Origin of the sequence: Polynucleobacter sp. QLW-P1DATA-2 (assembly GCF_001870365.1) — a bacterium.
Classification (GTDB): Bacteria; Pseudomonadota; Gammaproteobacteria; order Burkholderiales; family Burkholderiaceae; genus Polynucleobacter.
The window spans coordinates 27,912-43,231 of the sequence record NZ_LZMQ01000009.1 but is presented as its reverse complement, the minus strand read 5'-3'; the positions used below and the strand labels follow the sequence as shown (position 1 = coordinate 43,231).

Annotated in this window: 14 protein-coding genes and 1 pseudogene; 5 read left to right on the top strand and 10 right to left on the bottom strand. The window is 44.7% G+C overall.

The genetic code is table 11. The annotated features are described in order from the left end of the window. Nucleotides 1-358: 358 nt before the first annotated feature. The 6 genes from A9236_RS09995 to A9236_RS09970 all read right to left on the bottom strand — a co-directional run bounded on the left by A9236_RS09995 (nucleotide 359) and on the right by A9236_RS09970 (nucleotide 6,664). Complete coding sequence (locus tag A9236_RS09995; RefSeq protein WP_071465166.1) at nucleotides 359-1,894, bottom strand: DHA2 family efflux MFS transporter permease subunit; 1,536 nt, start codon at nucleotides 1,892-1,894, stop codon at nucleotides 359-361. 20 nt (nucleotides 1,895-1,914) lie between these two features. Then, on the bottom strand, nucleotides 1,915-2,871 hold the full coding sequence (locus A9236_RS09990; protein WP_071465165.1) for an efflux RND transporter periplasmic adaptor subunit: 957 nt from the start codon (nucleotides 2,869-2,871) through the stop codon (nucleotides 1,915-1,917). Between the two features lie 23 nt (nucleotides 2,872-2,894). Continuing rightward, nucleotides 2,895-4,322, bottom strand: coding sequence for an efflux transporter outer membrane subunit (locus A9236_RS09985; RefSeq protein WP_071465164.1), 1,428 nt, complete (start codon nucleotides 4,320-4,322; stop codon nucleotides 2,895-2,897). Then, entirely contained in the window at nucleotides 4,322-4,807 is a 486-nt protein-coding gene (locus tag A9236_RS09980; protein WP_071465163.1) for a MarR family winged helix-turn-helix transcriptional regulator, read from the bottom strand. The genes A9236_RS09985 and A9236_RS09980 overlap by 1 nt, the downstream gene beginning before the upstream one ends. Nucleotides 4,808-4,991: 184 nt before the next feature. Next, nucleotides 4,992-5,594: a nitroreductase family protein gene (locus A9236_RS09975; protein WP_071465162.1), complete on the bottom strand. Its 603-nt coding sequence runs from the start codon at nucleotides 5,592-5,594 to the stop codon at nucleotides 4,992-4,994. Nucleotides 5,595-5,629: 35 nt separating this feature from the next. Beyond that, entirely contained in the window at nucleotides 5,630-6,664 is a 1,035-nt protein-coding gene (locus A9236_RS09970) for an aldo/keto reductase (RefSeq protein WP_071465161.1), read from the bottom strand. Nucleotides 6,665-6,753: 89 nt separating this feature from the next. On the opposite strand from A9236_RS09970, the gene yghU reads away from it, so the two are divergent. Then, entirely contained in the window at nucleotides 6,754-7,608 is an 855-nt protein-coding gene (yghU, locus tag A9236_RS09965; RefSeq protein ID WP_071465160.1) for a glutathione-dependent disulfide-bond oxidoreductase, read from the top strand. A gap of 64 nt (nucleotides 7,609-7,672) precedes the next feature. Here yghU and A9236_RS09960 read toward each other — a convergent pair. Further along, nucleotides 7,673-8,629: pseudogene (locus A9236_RS09960) on the bottom strand (thiamine pyrophosphate-binding protein); the annotation flags it as partial. A gap of 192 nt (nucleotides 8,630-8,821) precedes the next feature. On the opposite strand from A9236_RS09960, the gene A9236_RS09955 reads away from it, so the two are divergent. The 4 genes from A9236_RS09955 to A9236_RS09940 are packed head-to-tail and all read left to right on the top strand — an operon-like array spanning nucleotide 8,822 to nucleotide 11,040. Continuing rightward, nucleotides 8,822-9,391: an RNA polymerase sigma factor gene (locus A9236_RS09955; RefSeq protein WP_071465878.1), complete on the top strand. Its 570-nt coding sequence runs from the start codon at nucleotides 8,822-8,824 to the stop codon at nucleotides 9,389-9,391. Then, nucleotides 9,388-9,852: a DUF3619 family protein gene (locus A9236_RS09950; protein ID WP_071465879.1), complete on the top strand. Its 465-nt coding sequence runs from the start codon at nucleotides 9,388-9,390 to the stop codon at nucleotides 9,850-9,852. The genes A9236_RS09955 and A9236_RS09950 overlap by 4 nt, the downstream gene beginning before the upstream one ends. Before the next feature lie 28 nt (nucleotides 9,853-9,880). Then, the gene (locus A9236_RS09945; RefSeq protein WP_236638873.1) at nucleotides 9,881-10,480 is read left to right on the top strand and encodes a DUF3106 domain-containing protein; all 600 of its coding nucleotides are present in this window, start codon (nucleotides 9,881-9,883) and stop codon (nucleotides 10,478-10,480) included. A gap of 23 nt (nucleotides 10,481-10,503) precedes the next feature. Continuing rightward, a complete protein-coding gene (locus A9236_RS09940) occupies nucleotides 10,504-11,040 on the top strand; it encodes an RDD family protein (RefSeq protein WP_071465881.1) in 537 nt (178 codons plus the stop codon). Nucleotides 11,041-11,046: 6 nt separating this feature from the next. Here A9236_RS09940 and A9236_RS09935 read toward each other — a convergent pair whose 3' ends face one another. The 3 genes from A9236_RS09935 to A9236_RS09925 are packed head-to-tail and all read right to left on the bottom strand — an operon-like array spanning nucleotide 11,047 to nucleotide 15,284. After that, on the bottom strand, nucleotides 11,047-13,524 hold the full coding sequence (locus A9236_RS09935) for an ABC transporter permease (protein WP_071465882.1): 2,478 nt from the start codon (nucleotides 13,522-13,524) through the stop codon (nucleotides 11,047-11,049). Next, the gene (locus A9236_RS09930) at nucleotides 13,521-14,306 is read right to left on the bottom strand and encodes an SDR family oxidoreductase (RefSeq protein ID WP_071465883.1); all 786 of its coding nucleotides are present in this window, start codon (nucleotides 14,304-14,306) and stop codon (nucleotides 13,521-13,523) included. Before A9236_RS09930 ends, A9236_RS09935 begins: the two co-directional genes overlap by 4 nt. A 54-nt stretch (nucleotides 14,307-14,360) precedes the next feature. After that, nucleotides 14,361-15,284 (bottom strand): tripartite tricarboxylate transporter substrate binding protein BugE, encoded by a 924-nt coding sequence (locus A9236_RS09925; protein WP_236638868.1) that lies wholly within the window; start codon nucleotides 15,282-15,284, stop codon nucleotides 14,361-14,363. Between the last annotated feature and the right edge of the window lie 36 nt (nucleotides 15,285-15,320).

The following is a 15,320-nucleotide window of genomic DNA, read 5'->3' as shown; positions in this document are numbered from 1 at the left end:
GATTCATAGATAGATGGTAATTTAAAAAGACAAAACCCCCACCATTTCTGATAAGGGTTTGCTTTTCTGGTGGGCCCACCAGGACTTGAACCTGGGACCAAAGGATTATGAGAGCAGACACCCAAGGTAGACCATTATAAACAGGGGCTCTGCGGGTGGTCAGTGTCGACGTGTAAGCAAATTTGTGGATTTAAAAGAAGTGGTCTCTCGGTCTTTGGTTTTCATAACCAAAGGATATTTGGAACAACCATCTAACACCTCGTTGCTCCAAAGTCTTTTTATGATCATTCTAGACTAAAGGAATTCTGAAAATTCCTAAGCTAATTTCATTATTTTTTAGCTAACAATAATTCAACAATCAGTGGCCGCCCCCACCGCCACCAAAGGGTGGTTTAGCAAACCAAATAATTGGAATTAAGGAAACCATAATTAATCCAGAAAGCATTAAGAGATGATTTGTTGAAAGGACATAAGCTTGAGCATTAATAAGAATATCAATATATTGACTAATTTGAAGGCCAGTCATTCCTTGAGAAGATAAAAGATTTGTAGCTTGCTCATACCCAACATTCGCAGGATTAATGTACTCAACTAAATTTGCATGATAAGTGGATGCTTGGTTTTGCCAGACCGTTACTCCAATTGCAGTTCCCACGCTTCCGCCCATATTTCTAAGAAAGTTAGTTAAGCCTGTTGCAGCGCTAATGAGTTGAGGTTTTATTTGTGACAAGGAAATTGCTGTCATGGGTACAAAAAATCCCGCAACACCAATACCAGCCAATAAACGCACTAATTGCAGATGTCCAAATGAAACATCTGATGTGATTGATCCACTCATCCATGCAGAAAAACCAAAAGCAGTAAATCCAATGGTAGCTACCTGCCGCGCCCCAAATCGATCAAGATTAATCCCAAAAAACGGGCCAAAGAAAATAGATAAACATCCTACGACAGCCATTACCTCACCAGCTAAGGTGGGGGTATATCCCAATTGGGTTTGCATCCATAAGGGACCAATAATTACAAAAATATAAAAGGCAAAACTACCAATACCTAAACAGCTTGCAGCAATTAAAAAGTTTCGATTGCCAAAGAGCCGCAAATTTACAATGGGATACTCTTCCCCCAGCTCCCAAATTACAAGAGAAATCAATGTAATAACTGAAATAATAGCCAAGATACAGATAGTGGTGGAACCAAACCAGTTAAGCTCATTGCCTTTATCTAAAAGTATTTGTAGACTACCAATACCAACGGTCAACAAAGCTAAACCAACTTTATCGATTGGGGTAATCACTTTTGGAGATTCTCGACCCTTCATTAACTTTGTGACTGCAAAAGCGCATAACAAGCCAAAAGGAATGTTGATAAAGAAAACGAGTCTCCACACATAATTATCGGTGAGCCAGCCCCCTACTACAGGCCCAAGAACGGGTGCGATGATCAGGGTAAGTGACCAAATTCCTAAAGCTGCACCTCTTTTATTGGCTGGAAAAATCTTAATAATGAGCGATTGCGATAACGGAATCATTGAGGCGCCAACCACCCCTTGTAGAACTCTTGAAAACAATAACATCTCGAATGATTGTGAAGCTCCGCAAAACAAAGAAGCCAAGGTAAACAACAGGGTTGCCACCGTGAACTGACGAACATCTCCAAATCTGCCAGCCAACCACCCCGTTAGAGGCAACATAATCGCTTCGCTTACTGCATATGAAGTAATAACCCAAGTCCCTTGCGCCGGACTGACAGCAAAATCCCCTGCTATGGAAGGCAACGATACATTGGCTATTGATATATCCAATACATTCATGAACGACCCCAAACCTAAAGCTAAAGTTGCTAAAACTAGTTTGAGTCCTACTAATTGTGGGGGAGTTTCCTTATGAGCCATCAGCGAAAATAAATCTGTACTTACCGATGCAAAATAGAGTTGATATGGCTTTCTGCGAGCTCATATTGCTTAAGATAGATATTAGTATCTTGAGAATTTCCGCTCTCCATCGCTTGCAGGGGAACACCAGCATGATTGCTGGTATCGACCTTAACATTCATGGATAATCCAATTCGAAGAGGGAACCCCTTAAGTTGCTCACCATCCAATGCAATACGAACCGGCAAGCGCTGAACTACCTTTACCCAATTACCAGTTGCATTTTGAGCAGGCAACAGCGCTAATGTTGATCCAGTGCCCGGTGCAAAACCGACTACTATGCCGCGATACTCAATCTTGCCTCCGTAGATGTCTGATTCCAACTTGACTGGTTGACCAACGCGGATATTGCGTAATTGATCTTCTTTGAAATTGGCGTCTACCCAAATCTCATCTTTTGCAACCAATAATCCAAGGGCCGTGCCAGGGGCAACTCGCTGCCCAATTTGGGCATAACGTTTAGCTAAGATAGCGTTAGTTGGGCTCTGAACTTCAACACGCAATAAATTAATATAAGCCTGACGGGCGCTTTCTGCTAACTTTCGTAAATTTAAATAAGAGTGGTCTAACTCTTCTCTCGATACTGCAGCATCACCCTGTAAGGAATTTCTTTTTTGGTATTCTAAATAAGCATTAAGAAGATCAATATCTGCTTTTTCTGAAGCAATTTTGGCCTCAGTTGGATCTATCTTAAATAGAACTTGCCCCTCTTTTACGGCTTGTGTTTCTGATACATTGACTGCTGCTATCGCACCCTCAATTTGAGCAACTATTTGTACTTGCGATCCTGCCACATATGCATCATCCGTAGATTCAGAGTTACGACCAAATATGAGCCAATAGATAAGTACAAGCACACACAGAAAAGCCAGTACTACGCCAAATATTTTGAAGGCCTTTGTTCTGTCGAATTTTTTATTTTCAGCTACGGTTTCCATAATTCAATTCTTTATATAAATTTTTAATGGGATTGAGATGGTGTTTGCAAATAGGAGCCGCCCAGAGCTTGAACCAAAATCACGTTTGCGGTAAGCATTTTTGCTTTAGCCTCAGCAATATTCTGGCCCTGTGCAATATAGGCCTGCTCTATGGTTAATAGTGATTCTTTGGAGCTGACTCCTGCATCACTTCTACTTTGAGTAATTTCATAATTGGTCTTAGCGCTTTGATAGGCATTGCTATAGCTCGCATAATTTGCTTGCGAGCTCTGCATCGTACCGATGCCATCAGCAACTTCTCGCAAAGCCTGCACAAGCTGCTCTTGATAATTGGCAATTGCTTGATTACGGTTTGCTTCCTTGCCAGTAATATTGGCATTAATAAGGCCGCCATCAAAAATGGGTAAGCTAATCGCAGGGCCAATACTAAATTGCTGACTCCTACTAGCAAATAGTTGAGATAAACCAAAAGATTGAACACCCACAAATCCAGCTAAATTAATATCTGGTAAGTATTCTAATTTCGCCCCCTCTAACTGGAGTTTGGCTACGTCAATTTGACTCAACAGCGCTTGCAGATCAGGTCTACGCTCTAGAAGATTTGCAGGAATCACCTCTGGCAAATTCAATCCCGCAAGTTTGATGGCTGGAGATTGTAATCTTTCACCCCAGGATGGACCCTCCTGCACTAGAGCAGCAAGTTGATGTTGAATCATCTGCTTACTGAGAATGGCTTGACTTAGATTTACTTGGACACTCTCATAGTCCACCTTACGCTGATTAATCATGAACGCATCAGCCAAACCGGCCTTTTGCTTTTCTTGAGCAATTTGATAGAGGCTTTTCTTTACTTCTGCGTCACGGGTATATAACACTTGCGCCTGAGTAACGCGATCGTAATCAAAATACACTCGCACAATGGCAGTGGAGAGCAAGAGTTCCGAAGCTTTATAGCTGGCCTGTGCTGCTTTTGCTTGATTTTTAGCAGCGTCATAGTATTTCTTTTGTTTGCCCCATATATCCAACGACCAGTTTAGAGACGCATTTACCAAACCATAGCCTGTGTAGATTGGCATCCCCGGTACAAAGATATAGTTTTGCGAAATCTGTTGACGGTCAACCTGCCCACCCACACCAACCTGAGGAAGAAACGCGGCTTTCTCAGTCTCTAACATCGCCTGTGCTGCCACAATCCTAGCGCCGGCAATATCCAAACTGGGAGACTGACGCAGCCCCAAATCCACTAATTGATTTAACTGCTGGTCTCCAAAGGCAGTCCACCACTGATCCTCAATTTGCGGAGCTTGAGTGATCAAGTTCGGCTCAAGTATTTCCAAAGGTTTTGCAGTCTGTTCAGGCAACCCATCCCTTGGAAATAACGCACATGAGGTCAGCGTGACAATCACTGAAATTGGCGCCAGAATAGACAAATTTTTTATTGATAACTTCATTATGAATCTCTAAGTTGCTGCAAATTATTTGCCTCAATGCGAAGTAAGTATCTTTTTAGTTGATCAAATTCTTTCAATGTAAAACCCATTAAAGAATGATTAAGCAAATCACATAAACGGGCTGGAATGCGCTTAATAAGACGCTTTCCAGTGGTAGTTAATGACAAATGGGTTACTCGACCATCTTTATTGGAGGGGAGTTTTTTGATTAACTGCATTGTCTCGAGCTTTTGGACCATTCGGACAGTAGCTGCAGCATTGATTCCCCATATTTGAGAAATTGAAGATATGGTGGCTTTTTCACCGTGTCCGACCATCATCAGGATGCCCACTTGAGAAGCCGTAATTCCCAAATCAGTCAGTCTCATGTCCGCTAGGCGCTGATAAAGGGATTTGTTTCGGACCATTAGGTACACCAAACTTCCTTGAGGCGTATAAGCCTCTGGTGTATAGAACTCAGTAGTAGGAAAATTGATTTTTTTCATATAATTAGTTGACTAGTCAATTAACTATAAAGGATTAGTTGATATCTTGCTGAGGCAGAGAAGATTGATTCAACGGGGATCTGAAAAACAAAACCCCCATCATTTCTGATGGGGGTTTACGTTTCTAGTGGGCCACCAGGACTTACGCCTGGATCTACCCACTCAATCCAGAAGGTGTCTTAATTCAAAAGTGATTTTCAATGATCATTTCTGACTTAGGGATAAATCCAGGTTTAGGCCATGCTGGTTTAATACCCTTACCAACTACCAACATAGCAGCAATGGCATAGTCTTTAGGTAAATGAATCAGCTCTGCCACCTTATCAAAATCAAAGCCCACCATTGGGCATGAGTCATAGCCCATAGCCTTAGCAGATAGCATCATAGTTTGCAACATGATGCCAGCAGAACGCATTGCTTCATCTCTTTGTAATTGCTCTTTACCAGAGTAAAAAGGATGAATCCAGGGAACTAAAATATCTTGAGCTTCTTTGGGTGCATTTACCCAATATCGGGCAGGATCTTTTTCCCATGCCTTGATATCAACAGTCACAACAAATAGTAAAGATGCTTCGGTAACTTGAGCTTGATTATTTGCAGCTTCACGCAACTTAGTCCTGAGGACCTTGTCAGTAACATTCACTAAGCGCCAGTGTTGGATATTGAATGAAGATGGCGCTTGCATAGCAAGATCTAACAGCTGGTCAGTCTCTTGCTTAGTAAATTCATGGCTTGGGTCAAAGTGCTTAACAGCCCTACGTTCGCGGATTGCATCAAATGTATTCATATTTTTCCTTAAAATGGTTATTTGAATATTAAAAATTATTCTTTTACTGGTGGCGTAGCGCGATATTGACCCTGAAAGGCAAGCATCCAACCCGGATACTCGGACGACAAAGCGCTGACTTCATCCAAGGACTTAAGGTCATCTTCTGTCAGGGCTAGCTTGCCAGCAGCAATATTGTCTTTTAATTGCTCTAATTTGCGAGCGCCAATAATGATGCTTGAAACAGGCTTCTTAGACAAAATCCAAGCCAGAGCGACTTGGGCAACTGATACGCCATGGGCCTTAGCAATTGGTGTCATCGCATCAATGCAAGCAAGGGCCTTGTCTTTGTTAATCGGCGGGAAATCAAAATTGGAACGTCTTGCACCATCAGGATTTGTCGTATCTCGATTAAATTTACCCGAGAGGTAACCACCAGCTAAGGGACTCCATACCATCAGCCCTAATTTTTGATCTTGGACCAATGGGAATATCTCCCGCTCAAGATCCCGACCAGCAATAGAGTAGTAAGACTGCACACTTGCAAACTCAGCAAAGCCTTTTTGCCGTGAAATACCTATTGCCTTCATCACTTGCCATGCTGCCATATTGCATAAACCAATATAGCGAATCTTACCCATTCGAACTAAATCATTTAGAGCAGATAGCGATTCCTCAAATGGCGTTAATGGATCAAAGCCATGCACTTGGTAGAGATCAATATGATCTAACTGTAAGCGCTTCAAACTTGCGTCAACTTCATTAAATATATGGAAACGGGACTGGCCTCTTCCGTTGGGAGTTTCGTCCATGATCCCAGTAGATTTGGTCGCAACCACCAACTGATCTCGTGGCAAGCCACAATCTTTAATTGCTTGACCTAGCAAGGCTTCGGATTGACCCATCGAATAGACATTAGCCGTATCGAAAAAATTAATGCCGCTATCAAATGAAGTCTTTACCAACTCATTAACAGCAGACTGCTGTAGGCCACCCATAATCTCCCAAAATCCTTGCGCGCCAAAAGTCATCGTACCTAAGCAGAGCTCGGAAACATAAAGTCCTGTATTGCCCAATAAGCGATATTTCATCAAAGCTCCTAAAAAACTATTTGGTAATTTGTCTTGAACAATTTTAGGTCAGCTAGATTAAACTTGCTGAGAACTTGCTAAGGTAAAAAATGACTGATATAACTGAATACACGCCGCCCAAAGTCTGGACTTGGGAAAAGCCAAATGGCGGTCAATTTGCAAACGTCAATCGACCTACTGCGGGGTCCAGAGAGAAAAAAGAATTGCCCATTGGGCGCCATCCTATACAACTGTATTCAATGGGTACGCCTAATGGCGTCAAAGTAACCATCATGCTCGAAGAGCTTCTTGCCCTTGGTCACATTGGCGCTGAATATGACGCCTGGTTAATTAGGATTAGCGAAGGCGATCAATTTGGCTCGGGTTTTGTAAAGATCAATCCGAACTCAAAAATTCCAGCGCTACTTGATCGTAGTACATCGATTCCTATCCGTGTTTTTGAATCTGGCTCAATTTTGCTTTATCTTGCCGAAAAATTTGATGCTTTCCTGCCCAAAGATATTGCCACTCGTACCGAAACAATGAATTGGCTTTTCTGGCAAATGGGTAGCGCACCTTACTTAGGCGGAGGCTTTGGACACTTCTATGCTTATGCCCCCTTCAAAATGGAATACCCCATTGACCGATTTGCGATGGAAACCAAGCGCCAACTGGATGTTCTAGATCAACGTTTAGCTGAAAATGAATATCTCGCTGGCAAGGAATACACCATCGCAGATATTGCTGTTTTTCCTTGGTATGGCGCCCTTGTTAAAGGATGGCTTTACGGAGCTGCAGAATTCCTCAGCGTACACGAATATCTGAACGTTCAGCGATGGGCAGATAGAATTCTTGAGCGCCCTGCCGTAAAACGAGGTCGTATTGTTAACCGCACTTGGGGTGAACCATCCGAACAACTTCTTGAACGTCATGACTCAAGTGACTTTGATAACAAATCGTTGTAAAGATTAAATCTTCAATCATTTCGTTACGCGACAGCTAAGCCTCGGCTTAACCCTTCAATATTTAAGACGATAATCTATTGGTATTGCCAATCACGCGATCATCAAAACGAGCGCCAATAGCAATCAACACATCACTGTGCTGCATCGCCATATTGGCTTCGTAGGTTCCATGCATACCGAGCATGCCTAAAAATTGCGGACTAGTGCCTGGGAAGCCACCTAAACCCATTAAGGTATTAGTCACTGGATAGCCCAAGAGCTCAGCAAATTCTTTTAACTCTGGAGCGGCATCCGAAAGAATGACGCCACCACCGGTGTAGATGTAGGGACGCTCGGCTTCTTGCAGCAAAGCAACCGCTTTGCGGATCTGCCCACTATGGCCTTTTACTACCGGATTGTAAGAGCGCATCTCCAAGGTTTCTGGATACACGAACGGGCCTTTGGCCGCAGAGACATCCTTGGGGATGTCAATCAATACTGGGCCTGGACGACCTGTTTGCGCAATGTGAAATGCCTTCTTCAACACCAGCGGCAAATCTTTCACATCCTTAACGAGGAAATTGTGCTTTACCACTGGGCGAGTAATACCAACAGTATCAGCCTCTTGGAATGCATCTTCACCAATTGCGTATGTCGGTACGTTACCGCTGATGATCACCATCGGGATCGAATCAGTGTAGGCAGTAGCAATACCGGTAACTGCATTGGTCACACCTGGACCCGAAGTTACTAGGGCAACTCCAACCTTACCGGTTGCGCGTGCGTAACCATCGGCTGCATGAACGGCTGCTTGTTCATGACGGACCAAAATATGTTCAAACTTATCTTGTTTAAAAATCTCGTCGTAGATGAAGAGAACGGAACCGCCTGGGTAACCCCACACGAATTCAACACCCTCTTTGTGCAATGCATGCACGAGCATTTCAGCACCAATCATTTCTGGAGGAGCTGTTACGGGATTTGTATTTGTTGAGTCTTGATTAGCTTTAGTAGCTAAAAATTCGGCGCTGCTTGTATTCATTTTCTTTCGTCCTTTGCAATTTTCGGCAAAAAATTGTTTGGTCTGTTCTATCTCCTGCTTATGGCCTGAGTTCGAACGGCGCTGCTACCGGAAAAACCACTTCGTAAATGAGAATCTAGGTAGTAAGCCCTATATTCTATAGCAATCCCCTAAAATAGCTCAACTCTTACCGATTCAGGTGTAATTGATTGCATGGCATCAGCCCAAGAACTATCCGACTTTCTAAGTAGCGTCGAGCAGCGCGCCTTCAAGCAGGCGGTATATGCCGTGCGTGATGATGATGCTGCTATGGATATTGTTCAAGATGCAATGATCAAATTGGCTGAGAAATACGGTGATAGGCCTATTTCTGAACTTCCATTGGTCTTCACCAGAATCTTACAAAACCGCATTCATGACCACTTTCGACGTCAAAAAGTCAGAAACACTTGGGTCACCCTGTTTTCGAGTATGGGCAGAAAAAGCGATGAAAGTGATGATTTTGACCCCCTGGAGTCCCTTTCAGCCCCAGATGACAGTGAAATTCACCAAGATGGGTCTCAAAAACTAGAACAAAGTCAGCTTTTACAGGCTTTGGAGTCAGAAATAGCTAAATTACCTGTACGTCAACGAGAAGCCTTCCTGATGCGTTATTGGGATGAGTTAAGTATCACTGAGACTGCCAAAGCCATGAGTTGTAGCGAAGGCAGTGTCAAAACGCATTGTTCTAGAGCCACCCAAACTCTAGCTAAAGCATTGAAATTAAAAGGAATTACCCTGTGAAACATCGAGATGAATCCCTCACCCAGTCAGAAGCAGACCAATTTGGTCGAGCGAGTGCCGCCATATTGAGTCAGAGCGCTCAAAGCTTGCCTGCTGGCATCAAAGACCGCTTACATGCTGCCCGTATGAAGGCTTTGGCTGTGCGCAAACCTGAAAAGATGTTGGTACAAAAACCCGTTTTTGCTGGGTTTGCTCGTAATTGGTCGCCTCGCTCCTCTAACGGTTTTTGGGACACCGTTGGTTGGGTAGCTCCTTTGGTAGTACTTGTATTTGGCTTAATTGGTATTGCCCAATGGCAAGATGAATCTCGCATCAACGATATTGCTGAAGTAGATGCTGCTTTACTCACAGATGATGTTCCTCCAGATGCGTATGCTGATAGTGGCTTTATGGCTTTCTTGAAAAACGGTCCACTCTCCGATTCTCAAGACAGCGCTTCTTCTTTAGTGCCGAGCAAATAATTTAAAACGATCAATGCAGCAAAAAATGATGTCCTCTACTTCTGGCGCCTTTTTGGCGATGGTGGTGGGCATCTTTTTAATTTGTGCTCCAGCAGTGAAGGCACAAACTGCGCCTAGCGGATCTCACGGCAAGTCTGCCGCCATTCCCGCCAAGACGCCAGATGGGACTTGGGAAGGCTTAAACCCTTCACAGCAAAAAGTTCTCGCTCCCCTAGAGAGCGACTGGGACTATATGCTCCCAGAAAGTCGCAAGAAATGGATCTATATCGCCAGCATCTACCCGAAGATGAGCGCTACCGATCAAGAGCGCCTGCAATCTCGCATGGCTAGTTGGTCTAATCTCTCTCAAAAAGATCGTCGCATAGCACGTGAAAATTATTTAATTAGTCTCAAGTTCCCTGCTGAGAAAAAGGCAGAGGCTTGGAGTGCCTATCAAAAGCTGAGTGACGAGCAGAAGAAAAAATTAGCGGAGATTGAGGCCAAGAAAAAACCCAATGCCATCAATGCGCCCACCCTTCAGCAACACACCATTAAGCAAGATACCACCCCACCGCCACCAGCACCAAGACCTAGGGCTGTGGTTCCTGAGCCTACGCCACCTACGCCCCCCAGCTCAGAAGTATATTGAGCTGTTGTTGTTCTAGTTTATTAATGACGCCTACTGAACTCAATGCATTACCTGCTCCAAATTTTTGGCGTCGGGTCTCGTGTTGCCTTTATGAACAACTGGTTTTGCTCGGTGTTGTTGCCCTCACATTTTTAGTGCCCAACTTGCTATTAGGCATGATGTTTGGAATGGTTCTACCAAGCTGGCTCTCCTTCCTATATCTCTATCTTGTCCTAGGCATTTACTTTGTTTGGTATTGGACTAAGTCTGGACAAACCTTAGCCATGCAAACGTGGCGTGTTCGTTTGATTGCTAGCAATGGATTTGATTTGACGAGACCTCAAGCAATCAGGCGTTATATCTATGGCTCGCTCTGGATTGCGCCATGCGTGCTATTGCAATGGATTTTTCACTTAGAAAAGTGGCAGATTATTGAGATGATCTTTACTGTCGCTCTGTTTATTTGGCCCTTAAGCATTTATCTCGATCGCAGAGAACCTGGGCTTCGTAAAAGCTTGCCAGACCGCCTTGCTGGCTCGAGACTGGTCGAACTTCCCAAGAGCTTAGTGAAACTCTCTTAGGCCTTTTTAGGCCTCACGCAAACATTCAACTGCCGTAGCGCCTTGAATTCGATTCTGAAAGCGATAGCCCGCTGTAAGAGATGCAACTACCCCGAAAGTAACACCCATCAAGATAGCCTCCGCAAAGGCATTAAATTCAATATCCATAACGTAGCGTCCGAGCGCCCAAGCAGCAGCACCGGCCGCCACGCCTGCTAACAAGCCAGCAGTAAAGCCAATAATGAGTAATTCAGTGCGGGCTATTTGCGATAACACTGTGCGGGATGCACCCATAGCTTTTAAAAGAGCGGCATTTCTGAAGCGCTCATCTTGAGTTGCTGCAATTGCTGCAATCAATACCAAGATTGCTGCAATCACAGTAAAGGCAAATAAGAGGCCAAGTGCGGCAGATAATTTATTCAATACCTCCTGAATTTGTTGCAAGGATGCCGATACATCAACGATTGTTAGATTGGGATTGGCCTGGCTAAGCTGAAAATCCATGGATTCCTTTGCGGGATCTTGGTAATACGAAGTAATCCACGATTGTGGCATTCCAGCTAATTGCGATGGCGGCATGATGACAAAGAAGTTCACGCGCATTGAGCCCCAATCAAGCTTACGCAAAGAAGTAATAGGGGCAACTACCTTCTCACCTGCCACTTCAAAGGTGATTTGATCGCCAAGTTTGAGTTTTAAGGTTTTGGCAATCCCCGTTTCCATGGAGATTTGTGGGCTACCACCGGCAATCCATTGGCCGGACACAATTCGATTACCTAATGGCAACTGCTCTGTATAAGACAAATTGAATTCACGATCGATAAGGCGCTTGGCATTTTCTTCTGAAAAATCTGCCGGCGATACATCTAAGCCATTCACAGCAATAAGACGCCCCCTCACCATGGGAAAAAAATCTGGTTTAGATACTCCACCCGCTTGAAGCGCTTGAGCAATAGCCGTCTTCTGATCGCCCTGAATATTAATCATGAAGCGATTTGGAGCATTAGCTGGAATATTGCCTTGCCAAGTACTGAGCAAATCCTGGCGCAAGAGAAGAATAAGCAGGATGGCCATTAAGGCAATTCCCAAGGCGGTAATTTGCATTACCGCAAAGGCAGACCTACGGCCCATTGCCGTAATCGTAAAACGTAGGGCAAAGTGTTGGGTATTGATTTTTGAGAGAAGCCATAAAACCAGACGGGCAGCTATCGAGAAAATTAAAATAGCTCCTACAAAGCTCAAACCAACCCAAAGCGCCAATTTTGCATCGCGCGCCGCAACCCAAATCAAAACCGCACAGCTCAGCAAGCCTAGGATGGCAACCCACATAGAGGCAAGCTTCGTAATTTCAAACTCTTTCCGAATTAAGCGCATGGGTGAAACCTTAGCCAAGCCCATAATGGGCGCCCCAGCAAATCCCAGCAATAAGAACCATGTAAACAGGACACTCCATAACACTGGCTGTACTGAAATGCCCGGTAAATTACCCACCATCAGGCTGCCTAATAGCCTGGTTAGTAGCTCTTGAACTAAATAACCCAAACCGGAACCCACTAGCGCAGCAAATAGTCCTAGCGCCAACAACGTTTTCATTTGTTTTTTTAAAATCGTAGCGCTTGTAGCGCCGAAACACTTCAGTGCCGCACAGGAATCGGCTTGACCGATCATATAGCGTCGCGCCGACAAAGATATCGCTACAGCTGCAATCATGGCAGTGAGCAATGCAATGAGCGATAAAAATTGCTCTGCCCGTTCCAGTGTTTTGCGCATCATGGGTTGTGCATTTTCCAAAGTCTCAATCCGCACACCACGTAACTTTTGAACATCAATATAGTTTGCAGCCCACTTCTGATAAAGCCTTATTTGCTCATCGCTACCAGCCAACAACAATCGATACGTAACCCGACTCCCAAGACCGATCAGACCGGTGGACTCTAGATCATCTAAAGACATCATGACTCGTGGTGCAAAGTTCATAAAACCAGCACCGCGATCAAGCTCGCGCATTAATACACCAGAAATTACAAACTGATGATCGCCAAGCCGTAAAGAGTCGCCAAGATGGGTATGTAGATTTGTTAACAGTGCTGGATCAGCCCAGACAGAGCCCCTAATAGGTCCCGATGCAATATTCGGTGGCGGCTCAACCTGCAGTGAACCCCTTAGAGGATAGGTGGAGCTGACAGCCTTTACTGAAGAGAGCTTGCTCTGCTCACCACTACTAGCCATACTCGGAAATACTACTGTTTGGGCAGTCTGGAGTTGTTGGCTTTGTGCCTCTTGAAGAAAAACTTCAGGAATCGGCTGATCCGCAACAATTAAAAGATCCGAAGCTAAAAGTTGGCGCGCATCAAATTCAAAAGCCCGATGCATCCGATCAGCCAGAAAACTCACGCTGGTTAAGGCGCTGACCGATAGGATTAACGCCACCAACAACCACCTTAACTCCTTGGAGCGAAGGTCTTGCCACAAGCCTTGAATAAGGCTAGATAGAAGATGGATCAAATTGCCTGTATCTGGCCGCCATCAATGCGCATGACAGTACCAGTGATAAAAGAAGCATTCTGACTAGCTAAAAACGCTGCGGCATCACCGTATTCCTGAGGATCGCCATAACGTCCTGCTGGGATTTGTCGCAAACTCGCTTTCACAACTTCCTCGTAGCTGGTGTTCTCACGCTTAGCCCTAGCTTCATCTAGCTGACGCAAACGATCAGTAGCGACACGACCAGGCATGATGATGTTCACAGTTACGCCCTCAGCAGCAACTTCTGCAGCCAGAGTCTTTGACCATCCCAATAAAGCGGCACGCAATGTATTCGAAATAGCTAAGTTCTTAATCGGGGCAATCGCACCAGAAGTGGTACTCGTAATAATGCGACCCCACTTACGTTGACGCATGCCAGGTAAAACTCGATCTGTAATGGCAATCAAGGATAGAACCATGTCATTAAAGCTCTTTTGCCAAAGAGCAGGATCTTGTCCAGCTGCTGGAGTCGGCGGAGGTCCACCAGTATTGTTAATCAGAATATCAATCGGTCCCAGCTCTTTCTCAACTTGAGAAACTAGGCCATCAATCACGGATGCATCCGATAAGTCCCAGCTCAACGCCATAGCAATGCCGCCTGCAGCTTGAATCAACTCAACGGACTTTTGCAAACCCTCTGGATTGCGTCCAGTAACAGCAACCTTGACACCCTCGCGCGCGAGAGAGACCGCCATTGCTTGACCCAAGCCTCGGCTAGACGCCAACACTAAAGCCACTTTACCCTTGATACCTAAATCCATACTGTCCCCACTAATAATGTTTTATTTTTACTTCGACTGTTCGTGAGTTGCTTATTAATCTAAAACTAATTTTTGCTTAGCAACCACTTCTTTATAAACCGCGTATTCAGCTTTAATTTCTTTTGAAAAAGCCTCTGGCCCATTCACGTTAATCAAAGAACCAGTATCTTCAATCCGTTTTTTGACGGCAGGATCATTCACCACCACCTTGAGTGCGGCATAGTATTTGTCAACGATATCCTTAGGCATGCCAGCGGGGCCTAAAAATCCGTAGTAAGCCATGCGGTTAACGGGAGCTAAACCAACCTCTGTAAAAGTAGGCACATTTGGAAGTTGCGCTAAGCGCTTAGGGGCAGCAATCACTATTGGTACAAGCTTGCCATCTTTGATAAACGGAAATGAAGAAGGCAAGTTATCAAAAATCATCGAAACTTGACCGCCAACGGTATCGGCCAATGCAGGACCTGCTCCACGGTAAGGAATATGGACGATAAATACACCAGTTAAGCTTTTAAAGAGCTCTGTTTGGAGATGGCCAATGCCACCTGTACCGGAGCTTGAATAAGAGTACTTGCCGGGATTTGCCTTTAAGACTGCCATAAAGGTTTTGAAATCTTTTGCAGGAAAGGACGGGTTTACAGCGATGATGTTTGGAGTAGCGGCAATATTACTAATGGCCGTGAAATCCGTAATTGGGTCGTAGCCTATCTTAGGGTTGATCGCAGGATTTGCAGCAGTTGTCGAGACGGTTGCCATGCCGATGGTGTAACCATCCTTGGGAGCGCGCATCACCTCTAAAGCGCCAACAGAACCACCGCCACCTGCTTTGTTATCAACAATGACAGGTTGACCTAGCTGCCGACCCAATGCATCCCCTACTGCGCGGGCAATGATGTCCGTGCTTCCCCCCGGCGCAAATGGCACAACCAAGCGTATCGGTTTATTGGGAAAGCCATCTGCTTGGACTGAAAGGCTCAATCCCGAGCCTAATATCAAAAAAGCAAAGGGAACAAA

Coding starts and splice junctions, on each gene's coding strand:
- A9236_RS09970 (WP_071465161.1), bottom strand. CDS start 6,664: ATGAAATATCGCTTATTGGGCAATACAGGACTTTATGTTTCCGAGCTC.
- yghU (WP_071465160.1), top strand. CDS start 6,754: ATGACTGATATAACTGAATACACGCCGCCCAAAGTCTGGACTTGGGAA.
- A9236_RS09940 (WP_071465881.1), top strand. CDS start 10,504: ATGACGCCTACTGAACTCAATGCATTACCTGCTCCAAATTTTTGGCGT.
- A9236_RS09980 (WP_071465163.1), bottom strand. CDS start 4,807: ATGAAAAAAATCAATTTTCCTACTACTGAGTTCTATACACCAGAGGCT.
- A9236_RS09985 (WP_071465164.1), bottom strand. CDS start 4,322: ATGAAGTTATCAATAAAAAATTTGTCTATTCTGGCGCCAATTTCAGTG.
- A9236_RS09995 (WP_071465166.1), bottom strand. CDS start 1,894: ATGGCTCATAAGGAAACTCCCCCACAATTAGTAGGACTCAAACTAGTT.
- A9236_RS09945 (WP_236638873.1), top strand. CDS start 9,881: ATGTCCTCTACTTCTGGCGCCTTTTTGGCGATGGTGGTGGGCATCTTT.
- A9236_RS09930 (WP_071465883.1), bottom strand. CDS start 14,306: ATGGATTTAGGTATCAAGGGTAAAGTGGCTTTAGTGTTGGCGTCTAGC.
- A9236_RS09955 (WP_071465878.1), top strand. CDS start 8,822: ATGGCATCAGCCCAAGAACTATCCGACTTTCTAAGTAGCGTCGAGCAG.
- A9236_RS09990 (WP_071465165.1), bottom strand. CDS start 2,871: ATGGAAACCGTAGCTGAAAATAAAAAATTCGACAGAACAAAGGCCTTC.
- A9236_RS09975 (WP_071465162.1), bottom strand. CDS start 5,594: ATGAATACATTTGATGCAATCCGCGAACGTAGGGCTGTTAAGCACTTT.